This window comes from Halomonas sp. 3F2F, from assembly GCF_014897805.1.
GTDB lineage: Bacteria > Pseudomonadota > Gammaproteobacteria > Pseudomonadales > Halomonadaceae > Vreelandella.
The window spans coordinates 83,599-97,821 of record NZ_JABUZE010000132.1 but is presented as its reverse complement, the minus strand read 5'-3'; the positions used below and the strand labels follow the sequence as shown (position 1 = coordinate 97,821).

At 53.1% G+C, this 14,223-nt stretch carries 13 protein-coding genes and 1 pseudogene; 8 read left to right on the top strand and 6 right to left on the bottom strand.

What is annotated here, in order from left to right:
• Positions 1–69 precede the first annotated feature (69 nt).
• The 4 genes from INT21_RS14145 to zigA all read left to right on the top strand — a co-directional run bounded on the left by INT21_RS14145 (position 70) and on the right by zigA (position 3,451).
• Entirely contained in the window at positions 70–1,014 is a 945-nt protein-coding gene (locus tag INT21_RS14145; RefSeq protein ID WP_193085363.1) for a helix-turn-helix domain-containing protein, read from the top strand.
• A 72-nt stretch (positions 1,015–1,086) separates the two neighbouring features.
• Entirely contained in the window at positions 1,087–1,701 is a 615-nt protein-coding gene (locus tag INT21_RS14140; RefSeq protein WP_193068299.1) for a class I SAM-dependent methyltransferase, read from the top strand.
• Between the two features lie 121 nt (positions 1,702–1,822).
• The gene (locus INT21_RS14135) at positions 1,823–2,098 is read left to right on the top strand and encodes a TIGR03643 family protein (protein ID WP_193068298.1); all 276 of its coding nucleotides are present in this window, start codon (positions 1,823–1,825) and stop codon (positions 2,096–2,098) included.
• Between the two features lie 126 nt (positions 2,099–2,224).
• The gene (gene zigA / locus INT21_RS14130; protein WP_193068297.1) at positions 2,225–3,451 is read left to right on the top strand and encodes a zinc metallochaperone GTPase ZigA; all 1,227 of its coding nucleotides are present in this window, start codon (positions 2,225–2,227) and stop codon (positions 3,449–3,451) included.
• A 4-nt stretch (positions 3,452–3,455) separates the two neighbouring features.
• Here the strand turns inward: zigA and INT21_RS14125 are convergent, their stop codons facing one another.
• The 6 genes from INT21_RS14125 to INT21_RS14100 all read right to left on the bottom strand — a co-directional run bounded on the left by INT21_RS14125 (position 3,456) and on the right by INT21_RS14100 (position 9,852).
• On the bottom strand, positions 3,456–5,465 hold the full coding sequence (locus INT21_RS14125) for a RecQ family ATP-dependent DNA helicase (RefSeq protein WP_193068296.1): 2,010 nt from the start codon (positions 5,463–5,465) through the stop codon (positions 3,456–3,458).
• Positions 5,466–5,544: 79 nt separating this feature from the next.
• The gene (locus INT21_RS14120) at positions 5,545–7,284 is read right to left on the bottom strand and encodes a SulP family inorganic anion transporter (RefSeq protein ID WP_193085362.1); all 1,740 of its coding nucleotides are present in this window, start codon (positions 7,282–7,284) and stop codon (positions 5,545–5,547) included.
• A 53-nt stretch (positions 7,285–7,337) separates the two neighbouring features.
• Positions 7,338–7,766 carry a TIGR01244 family sulfur transferase gene (locus tag INT21_RS14115; RefSeq protein ID WP_193068295.1) on the bottom strand — a complete coding sequence of 143 codons (429 nt, stop codon included), beginning with the start codon at positions 7,764–7,766 and terminating at the stop codon, positions 7,338–7,340.
• 216 nt (positions 7,767–7,982) lie between these two features.
• Complete coding sequence (locus INT21_RS14110; RefSeq protein WP_089039180.1) at positions 7,983–8,204, bottom strand: DUF1653 domain-containing protein; 222 nt, start codon at positions 8,202–8,204, stop codon at positions 7,983–7,985.
• Positions 8,201–9,025: a tRNA cyclic N6-threonylcarbamoyladenosine(37) synthase TcdA gene (tcdA, locus tag INT21_RS14105; protein ID WP_146944216.1), complete on the bottom strand. Its 825-nt coding sequence runs from the start codon at positions 9,023–9,025 to the stop codon at positions 8,201–8,203. The genes INT21_RS14110 and tcdA overlap by 4 nt, the downstream gene beginning before the upstream one ends.
• A 56-nt stretch (positions 9,026–9,081) precedes the next feature.
• Positions 9,082–9,852, bottom strand: a complete 771-nt coding sequence (locus tag INT21_RS14100) for a pseudouridine synthase (RefSeq protein ID WP_193068294.1) — start codon at positions 9,850–9,852, stop codon at positions 9,082–9,084.
• Between the two features lie 219 nt (positions 9,853–10,071).
• On the opposite strand from INT21_RS14100, the gene sodC reads away from it, so the two are divergent.
• From sodC to INT21_RS14080, 4 genes and pseudogenes are all read left to right on the top strand, one after another.
• Entirely contained in the window at positions 10,072–10,605 is a 534-nt protein-coding gene (gene sodC, locus INT21_RS14095) for a superoxide dismutase family protein (RefSeq protein ID WP_193068293.1), read from the top strand.
• Between the two features lie 214 nt (positions 10,606–10,819).
• A pseudogene (locus INT21_RS14090) lies at positions 10,820–12,299 on the top strand (carbon starvation CstA family protein).
• A 232-nt stretch (positions 12,300–12,531) separates the two neighbouring features.
• Positions 12,532–13,344, top strand: a complete 813-nt coding sequence (locus INT21_RS14085; RefSeq protein ID WP_193085361.1) for an ABC transporter ATP-binding protein — start codon at positions 12,532–12,534, stop codon at positions 13,342–13,344.
• 117 nt (positions 13,345–13,461) lie between these two features.
• Complete coding sequence (locus tag INT21_RS14080) at positions 13,462–14,199, top strand: ABC transporter ATP-binding protein (RefSeq protein WP_226930659.1); 738 nt, start codon at positions 13,462–13,464, stop codon at positions 14,197–14,199.
• Positions 14,200–14,223 lie beyond the last annotated feature (24 nt).

Genomic DNA, 14,223 nt, shown 5'->3' with positions numbered 1-14,223 from the left:
TTAAATACAATAAATTAGAGGCAAGCATGCAGCGTGATGGCGCTTTAATCACGTTCACAGGAGTTTTTCATGACGCTGACAAGCCAAGACATTGCACCAAAAAAATGCATTCAAGAGGCGTTTGATGCCGACGAACATGCCCAAAATCTGACCCGCTGGCAGCAGCAATACGACCAACTAAGTCCCGGCCGCTTTTATGGGCGACTAGATGAAATTGAGTTACCCGCCATGCAGGTGTTTAAAGAACATACCGGGCAAGCGCTGCGACAAGACTGCCGAGTGTGGGCTGACTCTCTCTGGCTGGGCATCCCCACTCAGGCACCAGGGTCACGAATTAGTGGGCAGGCGCTGGAAGAACATGAGGTGATGTGTCACCCCGGCGGTCGTGATTTTGAGCTGGTAACCCCCGAGGCGTTTGATATCTATGGACTAGTGATACGTATGCCGTTATTACAGGCTGCCGCCCAGCGACAGGGGGTGATACTTGATCATGAGTGGCAAGATTCACCCCGCCGCCGGGTAGCGCCTGAAACTCTGCATGCTGTGTCTTTTTTACTTGAACGCTTACTCTCAAATCAACAAGGCCCCATCGCTGAAAACGTTCATCAAGATATTTTGCTAACAGGCCTAATGGAAGTATTAAAAGCCAACCAAACAAGCCATGAATTGCCTCCCAGCTATCCTCATCGAAAAGCAGTGGTTGACCGGGTGAAGCGCTATGTTGATGAGCACCTGGAAGGTCCAGTCACCATGGAAACGTTATGCGAGCTAACTCATGTCAGTAGGCGTACGCTGCAATACAGTTTTACGTCTATCCTGGGTATTAGTCCGCTGCAGTTTTTACGTTTAACGCGGCTGAATAGAGTACGTCGTGCTCTGCGCAGCGCAGAGCCCCACCAAACAGTGACTGAAATTGCCACCTACTGGGGCTTTTGGCATTTGGGGCAATTTGCTCATGACTACAAGCAACAGTTTGGCGAAAGCCCTTCGCAGACGTTAAACGCGATTCATTGAGCGTGCGCGGCATCCCTTTCGAGGTAAAGATCTTTTGTCGAGGCAACGATCCTATATCGAGGTAGAGACCCTATGGTAAATACCACCGCCTGGAATCGCTTGCGCTATAGCATTTACGCACCAATCTATGATCTGGTGGCGACTAAAGCGTTTCGTAAACCCCGCAGAAGTGCGCTTAACCAAGTTGACTGGGAACCCGGCATGCGAGTGCTGCTGGTGGGTGCAGGCACCGGCTTAGACCTGCCTTATTTACCGCGCGAATTAGAAATCCATTTAACCGACCTAACCCCCGCGATGGTGACGCGAGCCCGTGAGCGAGCGGAACATGCGCAACGTGACGTGGTATGTCGTGTAATGGATGCTGCTGCACTGGACTACCCAGATGAGCATTTTGACGTCGTTGTGATGCATCTTATTTTGGCGGTGATGCCCAATCCTGAACAGGGACTAGCCGAAGCGCACCGGGTACTGAAAAACGACGGGCAGCTCTGTGTTATGGATAAATTTCAACCCGACACCCACATTGCTGGTCCAAGTCGGCGAGCACTGAACGTCATTACTTCATTGATCGCGACCGACATCACCCGCCAGGCAACGCCACTGCTTCAACAAGCAGGCTTCAACATCCGCCGCGACGAACCCGTATTGATGAATGGCCTTTTTCGCGCACTTCTAGCAATAAAGTAAACTGTTCTCACAACTGCACATCTCCTCAAAATACCAGTACATACGAAACAACAACGTCCAATACTGGTACAATTAATAGCCACCCGTTACTTGCACGCTTCATCAATATGTAAGGTGACCAATGCCTAAAGCAGCTGTGAAACGCTTCCGTCGTTTACCCGAAGAAGAGCAGTCCCGCGTGATTGAAATGGCTTGGGAAGATCGCACTCCGTTTGAAGCGATCGACACTCTGTTTGGCCTAGGCGAGCCGGACGTCATAGAGGTAATGCGCCACCAGCTTAAGCCAGACTCGTTTCGACTGTGGCGCAAGCGTGTTACTGGTCGTACGACGAAGCATACGGCTTTGCGATCGCCGGATATTTTGCGTGGCTACTGCCCAACGCAATATAAGCGCTAATCACCATTTGCAACGAAAAATCAGAGGATGCCATTTTCTAGTAGGTCTTTTTAATCGCCGAATAAATGTTATATTATCACATAACACAACACCGTTTATAAAAACCCGCTTAGAGGTGCATTCACAATGACCGTGTTTTCTCCCCTGCCCGTCACCGTGCTTTCAGGATTTCTAGGTGCAGGTAAAACCACCGTACTCAATCATATTTTGGCTAACCGCGAAGGTCGTCGCGTCGCGGTGATTGTCAACGATATGAGCGAGGTCAATATCGACGGTGCATTAGTGCGTGGCGGCCCTGGCGAGTCCACGTTAGATGGCGAGGTAGCGCTGAACCGTTCTGAAGAGCGGTTAGTAGAAATGAGCAACGGCTGCATTTGCTGCACGCTGCGTGAAGATTTGCTAGAAGAAGTTAGCCAACTGGCCAGAGAAGGTAAATTTGATTACTTGGTGATTGAGTCCACTGGGATTTCCGAACCGCTACCAGTGGCGGAAACCTTCACCTTTGAAGATGAAAGCGGCCAGAGCCTTTCCCACGTTGCACGCCTTGATACGCTGGTCACTGTTGTCGATGGAGCCAACTTTCTTGAGCAGTACCGCGAAGCGCAGAGCCTCGCTGAAGCGGGCGAAAGCTTAGGTGACGACGACGAACGTAACGTCGCGGACCTGCTGGTCGACCAGATCGAGTTTTGTGATGTATTACTGATCAGTAAAACGGATCTGATCAATAAAAAAGAGCTTGATGCGCTAACGGCGATTCTGCGCTCACTAAACCCTGATGCAGAGCTGGTGCCCATCACTCAAGGTGGCGTGCCGCTAGAGAAGGTGCTTGATACTGGCAAGTTCAATTTTGAGCGCGCCCAGCAAGCGCCTGGTTGGCTAAAAGAGATGCGTGGCGAGCATGTACCAGAAACCGAAGAGTACGGTATTGGCAGCTTTGCCTACCACGCTCGCCGCCCTTTCCACCCGCAGAAATTCCACGCTTTACTCAATGAAGGGTGGTTTGGTAAAGGGCTGCTACGCTCGAAAGGCTTTTTCTGGCTTGCTACTCGGCCTCGCTTCGCAGGCCAATGGAGCCAAGCAGGTGGTATTGCTCATCACGGCCCAGCGGGCGTGTTCTGGAAAGCTATCCCCGAAGCTAACTGGCCGGAAGATCCTGAAACTCGCCAGTTCATTATGGAAAAGTGGCAGGAGCCGTTTGGCGACATGCGCCAGGAGCTGGTGTTTATCGGCCAGAACTTGGACCAAGCCAAGATGCGTGATGCACTAGACGCCTGCCTGCTAAGCGAAGCTGAGCTATTACAAGGTATGGAAGCCTGGAAGCAGCTCCCCGATCCGTTCCCCGCTTGGGAGTAATGCTTTAACTGCCGGAGCTAGCTAAACAGCGCTCCGCCCACTGCCGCACTTCAGGGTAGGCACGCTGCTCAAAGACCGCGAAGCCGTTAAGGCCGCGGGCTTTGAGTGGGGTAAAAATCGGCATGGTTAAACCGCATAAGAAGTGCGCCAACCGCTGGGCGTTGGGCGGCTGGCCGAACTGTTCGGTGTGGCGTTCAATCAGCGGTGTGGCATAGCGGATAAAATCATTCTCAGACAGCGCGGTTAATGGCGTCGCATCCGGTAGCCGAACCGGGTTGCCGTAGCATACCGAACAGTGGCCACAGCGGCCCTGCTCGGTATCAAGTGGCCCATCAAAGGTGGTATCCCCAAAATGCTCAGCTAACCGCCGAGTCAGGCAGCTTTGCGACTCAAACAGTGCCAGCATGGAGTGCAACCGTTCAATTTCGATTCGCTCCCGATGTAAGCATTCATTAAACAACTGGCTCGCCACCGCCTCGACCGAAAATTCCGGCTGACAAATTTCATACACATCGGTCATGCGTTTACCTTCCAGGGTCAGCCAGCCTTTATCTTGGAAATATTCAAGCGCGGTAATGACGCGGGCACGGGAAGCATCAATTTGCTGTGCCTGCCCAGCCTGATGCAGTCGCTCAAAATCCACCGTCCCCCAAGTACGAGCAATAGCAATATTGTCGATTAACAAACGTACAAAGGCCGCCCGCTCTCCTTCAAAGCGCCCCACCAAGGCAGTAGGCTCAATGTGGTAGCGCAACCGATACTCGGCTAAGAACGCAAAGCGCGGCGCAATAATGCCGTGCATTTCCAGCCGCACCAGTAGCGTTTTAAGTGGCAGCAGGCGGATATTGTTATCTCGGGAAAGTGTATTGAGCAGCACTTCCCACTGGCGATCTGGCGCTTGACCGGCTGATGAAATTTCTTCCAGTAAGCGCAAAATACCCGCGTACTCAGGCGTGTCGCCATAAACGAAGTTCTCCAGCACCCGCAGACCATCGCGTCCGGCAATGGTTAAACAGGTGGAAGGCAGTCCATCGCGCCCTGCCCGACCAATTTCCTGACTGTAATTCTCAATCGATTTAGGTAGGTCAAAGTGCACAACGTTGCGGATATTGCCTTTATCAATCCCCATACCAAAGGCAATGGTAGCCACAATGCAGGGCGATTCGCCGTTCATAAACTGGCGCTGAATGTCGTCGCGGCGGGCTGAATCCAGCCCCGCATGGTACGCCTGGGCAGTAATCCCCTGGGCGGCCAGCGCACTTGCCACCTGCTCGGCAGTTTGCTGCAAGGTGACGTAAATAATCGTAGGCGCTTCGTTGCCAGGCGGCATTTGTGGCATAAGCCAATCAATCAGCTGTTGCTGACGATTTTCCATGGCGGGCACCACCAGAAGCTCTAAGTTAGCGCGATAAAAGCCAGTGGTAATGACATTTTTCGGTACGATTGAGAACTTCTCACGCATATCAGCGATAACCGCTGGCGTGGCCGTGGCAGTCAGTAGCAACACCTGGGGAATAGCAAACTCACGCTGATAATCGGGCAGTTTAAGGTAATCGGGGCGGAAGTTATGTCCCCACTCAGAGAGACAGTGCGCTTCATCAACCACTAGCAGCGATATTTGAACCTGGCGTAGAAAGTGCCGAAAGCGCTCGTTCTTAAGCCGCTCCACCGACACCATGAGGATTTTCAGCTCACCGTTTTTGGCGCGCCCCATCACATCACGGGTCGTAGCGCGATCTTGGGTGGAATCAATACTGGCGGCTGCAACACCATGGCGTGCCAAGAAAGCGAGCTGATCCTGCATTAGTGCCAGCAGCGGCGATACCACCAGCGTCAGGTGTGGAAGATGAAGTGCAGGCAACTGATAACAGAGTGACTTCCCCGCCCCGGTGGCAAAAATCGCCGCCGTGGAGTGCCCCTCCAACACTCTGGACACCACCGCCTGCTGGCCGCCGCGAAAATCATCAAATCCGAATACTGCCTTCAGCGTCTGCTGCGGTGATAGCGAGGTCATGGCCGTTCCCTGGAGTGTCGTCAATACGTTAGGGCTAAGCTAACGCGTTCACGTCATTTTCTCCAATCAACGGCGACCATTAAGTGCAGGGGTGCGGCTTTTCATTCTGTGCGGGGAGAGCCAGCGCCTGCCAAGCCTCAAAGGTGGTAAAAAACACCTGCCCTGTTAGCTCGCGGTAAAGCGCTGTGTTGGTTAAGCGATCCATCACCGGGCCTTTCACTTCCGCCAAGTGCAGCATTGCGCCAGCATCTTTTAACCGGCCGTTAATAGCTTCTAAGCTTTCAAGCGCGGACGCATCAATCACATTCACCGCCTGGCAGGTCAATACAATATGTTTTAACGAAGGGGAACGAGCAGCCAGCGCCATCACGGTATCTTCTAAGTAGCGAGCGTTAGCAAAGTAAAGGCTTTCATCAATGCGCAGCATGGCCACATGCTGATCGGTTTCGACTTCATGGCGCTTCACGTTGCGGAAATGTTCGGTGCCCGGCACCCGCCCCACCACGGCACTATGGGGCTGGCTGGTGCGGTACAGGTGCAGCCCTAGTGACAGCACCACACCGCTGATAATTCCGACCTCGACACTGTGCAGCAGGGTGAGAAGCAAGGTCGTCACCATTGCCACGCCGTCGCTGCGGGAGTATTGCCAAGTGCGCTTTATTGCGGGCAGATCAATCAATGTGCCCACGGCGACGATAATAGTAGCGGCCAATGTCGCCGTCGGCAGAAAGGCCAGCAGACCCGTGAGCAACAGCGTAGAAAGCACAATACCTAAGGCGGTAAATGCCCCGGCCAACGGCGTTGCCGCGCCCGCTTCAAAGTTCACTACCGAGCGTGAAAACCCACCTGAAACCGGCGAACCACCGCTGACGCCAGCGCTCAAATTGGCCATCCCAAGAGCGATGAGTTCTTGATTAGGATCGATACGCTGGCGGCGCTTAGCCGCCAGGGTTTGCGCCACGGATACCGATTCTACAAAGCCCACCAAACTGATCAATAAAGCGGCAGGTAGCAGGCCAAGCCATAGCGACTGATCTAGGCTAGGCAGCGTAATGGCAGGCAAGCCGCTAGGCACAAAGCCGACCAGATCCACGCCGTACTGCCCCAAGTTAAAGTGCCAGGCCAGCAGCGTAGTCACCATCACCGCTGAAATCGGTGCGGCTTTGACCATCAATCCAGAAGCGCTGGCCGAGATACCTATCGCCATCAGCCAGGTATTCAAGCGCTTGCGGCAAACCAGCAGATAGCCCCACACCCCTAAACCAATCAGCAGCGTGATGAGATTGACCTGTTGCCACTGGCTGAACAGTGCGCCCAGCAGCTCGATGACATTATGCCCCGCAGCCTCAACACCTAGAATATGCTTGAGCTGACTAATGGCGATCAAGATTCCCGACGCAGTGATAAACCCAGAAATAACCGGATGGCTTAAGAAGTTGACCAAAAAGCCCAGCCGCAGTACGCCCATGGCAATCAATATCAATCCTGAAAGCGCCGCCAACACCAGTGCAGCGCCAATATATTCAGGGCTGCCTGGAGTAGCAAAGCTGCTTAAAGCCGACGCCGTCATTAACGCTGCCACGGCTACCGGCCCTACCGCCAAGCTGGCACTGGTACCAAAGATGGCGTAAAGCACCAGCGGTAGCATACTGGCATACAGGCCCATCTCTGGCGGCAACCCAGCCAGCAAGGCATAGGCCAGCGCCTGGGGCACCAGCATTAGCGTGACAATTACGGCTGCCAGCGAATCTTTAAATAACACAGCCCGGTTATAGCGCCGCAGCCAGCCAACCACAGGCACCCAACGCTCTATGTTCATGGGGAGTACTCGCTCTGGTAATAGCACTGACTAAGGCACATCACACCGCACGCCTACGCTGTCTGATTTTCAAGCCCTTGACGGTGCTCTTCCAAATCAAAACCGGCTGCTTTGGCAGCGGAAAATAGTTCCGCCAGATCGCATTTTTCGGTATGGCGCTTTGCGTAAGCCCAAAGATGGGTAGCACGTTTACCTGACCGACAAAACGCCAAAATAGGCCGAGGTAGCTGCTGCAACGCCTTAGCAAAAGCAGCGACATCCACTTGGCTATACTCGCCGAGGGCCACCGGAATGTGCACCCAATGAAGGCCAAGTTCTGCTGCTTTTAAGCGGTAAGCATCCTCTCCAGAAAACTCAGCGCTTTCACCAGGCTTGCAGTTACAGATCACCGTTTTAAAGCCCTGAGCTTTTACCTGCTCAAGCTCCTCGACCGTGAGCTGTGAAGTAATAGCAACGCCCTTCTCTAACGATTGTGTTTGCATGCATCTCTCCTAGCGTTTCTCGCTGCCGCTTTAAACAGCAGCGCAAGGCATAATCCCGTCAAAACAATTGTTATAAACATAGCTCATTTTGGAATATAAGCAATAGCGCACGACAAAAACACCCGGGACTTTTTGAGAAAAGACCCGGGTGGCGCATAAATATCGAAGGGGGAAACGTAACGCTATTGAGTGTTGTCGCTATTAGGGAGCGCCGAATTAATTAAACGCTTTCTCTAACGCAAAGCGCGGCTGTGGCTGGCCGTCTTTGTTAACGCTTTCAGTGAACATTGTAAGCGGACGCACCCATAGGCCGTAGTCGCCGTAAAGCGCACGATAAACTACCAGCACCTCTTCATTTTCACTGTGCTGAGCGGTGCCCAGCACTTCGTAAAGGCTGCCTTTATAGTGGCGATATATACCGGGAACAGGCGCAGTCATTCACTTTCCTCTTGTTGCGTTGTTGAAGGCATGGGCTTAGCGGCTTTTTTAGCCAGCCGTTCGAGCACTTTTGAGGCAGCGACAAAACCAAACGTACCAGTGACAAAGGTGGCGGCGCCAAAGCCTGAGGCGCAGTCTAAACGGGTCGCGTCACCATTGCCGGGCTTTTGCAGACAGACTTCGCCGTCAGCGCCAGGGTACACCAGCTGCTCATCAGAATAGACACACTCAACGGAAAAGCGCCGCTTAGGATTACGCGAAAAACCATAATCACGGCGCAGCCGCGAGCGCACTTTAGAAAGCAGTGGATCGTGTTCAGTACGTGTTAAATCTGCCACCTGAATGCGGGTAGGATCCGTCTGACCGCCTGCAGCTCCCGTCACGGTAATCGGCAGTTTACGCCGTTTGCACCAGGCGATTAGCGCGGCCTTGGCGATCACGCTATCAATGGCGTCCACCACATGATCGGCATCATCGGGGATACGCTCGGCAAGGTTAGTGGGTGTGACAAAAGCACTGTCGGCTACGACGTTTATCTCCGGGGCAATCAATCGACAACGCTCGGCCAACACGTCCACCTTTGGCTGACCAATCGTGCCGTCTAACGCATGGAGCTGACGATTGACGTTGGACACGCATACGTCATCCAAATCAATCAGCGTTAGCTTGCCAATGCCAGAACGCGCCAGCGCTTCTACCGTCCAGCTCCCCACGCCACCCACACCTACTACCACAACATGGGCATGGCGAAACGCCGTGGCAGCACGTTGGCCATACAAGCGGCGAATGCCGCCAAAGCGAAAGTCATAATCCGAAGACATTACAGGCTCTCTATTTTACAACATGCTATTTGACAGCACGGTTCGATTCGTCACAACTACCGCTGAAGCACAGCGGGCGTTGAAATGGCTGGGGTGCGCACGCTATCTAGCGGCAGATGCCCAGCCCAGCCGAATTGCTCAAATAGGCTTCTCATGGTCGCATCGAGTGCGCAGCTTAGTTGGATGCGCTTATCGGTTAAGGGGTGATCAAACGCTAAATAGGTGGCAGCTAACAGCAAACGGGGAGCATTCAGCTGATCCGCAAAAAAGCGGTTGTGGACACTTTTGCCATGCTTGGCATCACCAATAATCGGATAACCACGCCGAGAAAGATGGCGACGGATCTGATGTCGCCGCCCGCTCATAGGCCGCGCTTCCACTAGCGAATAGCGCGCCACTGGATAGCGGTCTACCTGCACAGGCAATTCAACGCTATCCAGGCGACGAATATCGGTCATCGCGGGCATAGCAGGCATCTCGGCTTTGGGGCGCGTGCCATCTTCTTCCCGTAGTGGGTAATCAAGGCGCTCTTGCTCCGGCGCCTTGCCCCTCACTACCGCCAGATAGCGTTTTTCTACCTGCCGTTCGCTAAAGCCTTCACTCAACACGGCTGCCGCTTCAGATGATAAACCAAACACCATCACGCCAGAGGTGGGTCTATCTAACCGATGCACCGGATACACTCGTTTGCCAATTTGGTCACGCAGGCGTTGAAGCAAAAATTCTGTTTCTCCACGCGCCAGCGCCGAGCGGTGCACCAGTAATCCAGACGGCTTATGCACTGCAACAAGGTGCTCATCCTGATAAAGGATGTTCAATGGCAACATGGCACTCCCCGGTAACGGCAATTGAGATAACAAATCGCGGTGATTTGAAGCAGCGCGCTATTGTCGCGGCTTAACGGTTCAATGTCATCCGCTACTAGCGGCATCAAGAAAGCAAATAGCCCAACGCCCAATCCATTGGCAGAGTTGCTTCGCGGAAGCTACCTTGAAATGGCAACTCGTCATACGAGCTTCCATGGATAAGGAAAGGAGAATTGCACTATGCGTTATTCACTACCGCTAACAGGTATTGCCGCGGGGCTATTGCTGGCAACCACCGCTCAGGCCAATGAGACGCTCGACGTTGAAATGCACAAGGTCAGCGCTGAAGGAATTGAAGAGTCTATTGGGACTGTCGCTATTGAGCATACTGAGCATGGCGTATTGCTTACGCCGTCGTTCACTGACCTAGAGCCCGGCGTATACGGTTTTCATGTCCATCAAAATGCCAGTTGCGAGCCTGCGGAAAACGATAGCGGCGAAATGACAGCAGCGCTGTCTGCAGGTGGTCATTACGATCCTGAAGAGGCTGGTACCCACCAAGGCCCCTACGGCGATGGCCATCTGGGTGACCTACCGGTTCTCACGGTGAATGAAGATGGCGAAGCCAACCTGCCAGTGCTGGCACCGCGCTTGAGCATGGCAGATATGCCGGGACGTAGCCTGATGATCCATGCGGGCGGCGATACGTATTCAGATGATCCCCACTTAGGTGGTGGCGGTGCGCGCATGGCCTGCGGCGTCGTTGAATCGTAGCGGTTAAAACCCCATCAATATAGCGATATATCGGGCAGCACAGCGCTGCCCTTTTTTGTGTTGATGATTGCTCTTGCTAGCACCATTGGCCACTAAAGTCTTAAAGCGATTCTCCTGATGAGTCGGTACATTCAGCCCGGCCAAATAAGCGTGCTAACAAGTAATTCACTAGCATGCACTACCCTATTAATCCCCCTGAGACTGAGTGCCCTGAATGATCACCTTCATTGTATCGATAATTCTTCTAGTCGTGGGCTACTTCACCTACGGCAAGTTTGTTGAGCGCGTGTTTGTTACTGACCGCAAGCGTCAAACACCGGCGTTTAGTATGCGTGACAATATTGACTATGTGCCGATGAACACCACGCGCAACTCACTTATTCAATTGCTTAACATTGCCGGTGTCGGCCCGATTTTTGGCCCCATTTTAGGCGCGCTTTATGGCCCAGTGGCTTTTATATGGATTGTGGTTGGCTGCATCTTTGCAGGTGCCGTACACGACTACCTCACCGGTATGATCTCGATTCGCAATCACGGGGCTCATTTGCCTCAGTTGGCGGGTAAATTTCTCGGTAAAACCATGAAGCATGTGGTCAACGGCTTTGCTATTTTGCTGTTACTGCTGGTGGGCACGGTCTTTGTAACCTCGCCCGCAGCGCTGCTTTCTAATATGACATCACTCTCTTTAACGCTCATTATTCTAGCGATTTTTGCCTACTATCTGGTTGCTACGCTGCTACCGATTGATAAAGTCATTGGCCGTATCTACCCCTACTTTGGCGCTTTGCTGCTGTTCAGCGCCGCAGGCATCGGTATTGGTTTGGTTGTTACCGGCGCACCGATTCCAGAACTCTCTTTCCAGAATATGCATCCGGAAGGAGCGCCCATTTTCCCGCTGCTGTTCTTAACGATCTCCTGCGGTGCTCTTTCAGGCTTCCATGCCACACAAACCCCCCATCATTTCACGCACGACGCAAAACGAAACCAATGGCCGTAAAATCTTTTACGGCATGATGATTGCCGAAGGCGTGATTGCGATGATTTGGGCCGCCGCCGCCATGAGTTTATTCCAGGGCGAACAATCGCTGTCCGCAGTGCTGGCGGCTGGCGGCCCTGCAGCGGTGGTCAGCGAAGTATCTATTAGCATGCTTGGCGCTGTTGGCGGCACGCTGGCCGTGCTGGGGGTTATTGTGCTGCCGATTACCTCGGGCGATACCGCCTTTCGCAGTGCACGAATGATTATTGCTGACTATCTCAAGGTTGAGCAGAAGCCGATTATTAAGCGTATTTTGATCGCCCTGCCACTGTTTGTTGCTTCTTACGCGCTTACCCACATGGACTTTACCCTGCTATGGCGCTACTTCTCCTGGGCCAACCAAACCACCGCGGTTATCGCACTGTGGGTCGGCACCATGTACCTAGTGCTATCACGTAAGCCTTATCTGATTACCTCGATCCCAGCTGTCTTTATGACCATGGCCACCTTTACCTATTTAGCCTACGCACCGATTGGCTTTGGCTTACCACTGCAAACAAGCTGTATCGTCGCGGCGCTGGGAACACTGGTATGTATCGCACTGTTTATGAAGCGTGTACGCCGCTTAAGCCGCGCAACCTTTGCTGATGAGCATGCTGATGCCTTTGATGCAGGCCAAGAGGGACAGACCCAAACACTATCTACTGCTACCAAGTAAGTTATTGTTCTACTGCCCCTTAAGAGAAAAAGCGCTGAGTTAATCAGCGCTTTTTTTATGGGCACCTCTTAGCTTCTTCGACCACTTTTTGACTCGCTGTTTTGACTAGTTGTTTTAACCACTGAAACACGCTTTTTAGACGCAGCATTAACGCATAGATTGATGCCCAACCAGCCAATGTTATATCATAACCAAAATATCTTATTGAGCGGTTCAGCAAGCGATGGTGTCAATGTGCAGCGACCCAGTGTTATCCGTGCGTGATCTGCGCATTAAAATCGGCCAGCAGCAGGTTGTCGATGGACTCTCGTTTGATGTTATGCTCGGCGAGCGAGTTTGCCTATTGGGTGCATCTGGCTCGGGAAAATCATTCACAGCTAAAGCTGTGCTCGGTTTGCTGCCCCCCAATGCTCAAGCTCAGGGAAGTATACGGATTCAAGGCCAAGAAGCGATTGCGACACCGGCAACACAGCGGCCAAAAAGCTCACGAGTGTCAATGGTGTTTCAGGATTCACTTTCGGCGCTTAACCCCTTGGTTTCTATCGGTTCCCAGCTGCGGGAACCCTTTTTACGCCATCACGGCCTATCGCGCCAAGCCGCGACTGACGCCGCAGTGGCACTCATCGCATCACTGGACCTTCCAGAGCCCCAACGGTTAATCAAGCGCACCCCAGCAGAGCTTTCTGGAGGGCAGCGCCAACGGGTCTGTATTGCCCTGGCCATGGCGTGTAAAACATCGCTTATGGTTGCCGATGAACCTACCACTGCGCTCGATGTCGTCACCCAGTCCCAAGTGTTACGCGCCTTACGTCAACATACTGACAGCGCAGCATCTGCGCTGCTATTCATCACCCATGATCTACACGCGGCAGCGCAGCTATGCCAACGGGCGGTTATTATCAAACAAGGAACGATGATCGAAAGCGGCGAGTTAGACGCCCTAATCACCTCCCCGCAACACCCCTTCACCCAAGCGCTCGTAGCGGCGGCGCATAATGTGCAACCGCCTGAAGTAGTCCCAACCGACTATTTGAAGAGTGCCTAAATGCAGAGCCATCCACTTTTTAAGTGCCAGGAAGCCTTCCTCTCAGCAAACGGGCTCTATAAAAGCGTCTCTTTACCCCGTACTGTTTTTTGGCGGGCGGGTGAACGCAAACAAATCATGAATAACATCAACCTGAGGCTTTATCCGGGTGAGCGTGTCGGATTAGTCGGCTTGTCAGGGTCGGGAAAAACGACATTACTGCGCTCGCTGTTAGCGATTGAAGCGCCCGATACGGGTTCGATTACTTGTCTGCATAAAACGGTACGTCCCGCCTCCACGGCCAAGCTTAGATGGTACCGTCGAGCTGTTCAGTATATTCCCCAAGACCCCGGTGCCTCCCTCGATCCTCGCATGAGTGTTCGCGCGCTAGTGGCCGAGCCATTAATAAGGCTGAACGTTGATTGCGCCCCGGGAGAACGTGCCAGAGAAGCGCTGGAGCAAGTTGGCTTGGATGCACGGTTTTTGGACCGATTGCCTCATGAGCTTTCCGGTGGCCAGGCTCAGCGGGTCGCCATTGCCCGTGCGATTGCTACGCGCCCGCGCTTTTTACTCGCCGATGAGCCACTGAGCGGCCTAGACCTGCCGGTTCGCGCACAGGTGATTAGCGTGCTGAAAAAGCTATGCGATGAAAGCGGCACAGGGCTATTGATGGTGTCCCATGATTTATCGGTGGTCACCCAATTATGCCAACGCACGCTGGTCATGGATGACGGCAAAATAGTTGAAGATCGCTCAACGGCAGCGCTTTGGTGCGCCCCTCATCATCCGACTACGCGCTCGCTAATCAATGCCGTTGCCCAACTACCTACTTGTGCGCATCCAAACTGCAATGCAGCTGAGTTAGCAGCACTTTAATAACGTATCTGTGACTTTTTTATT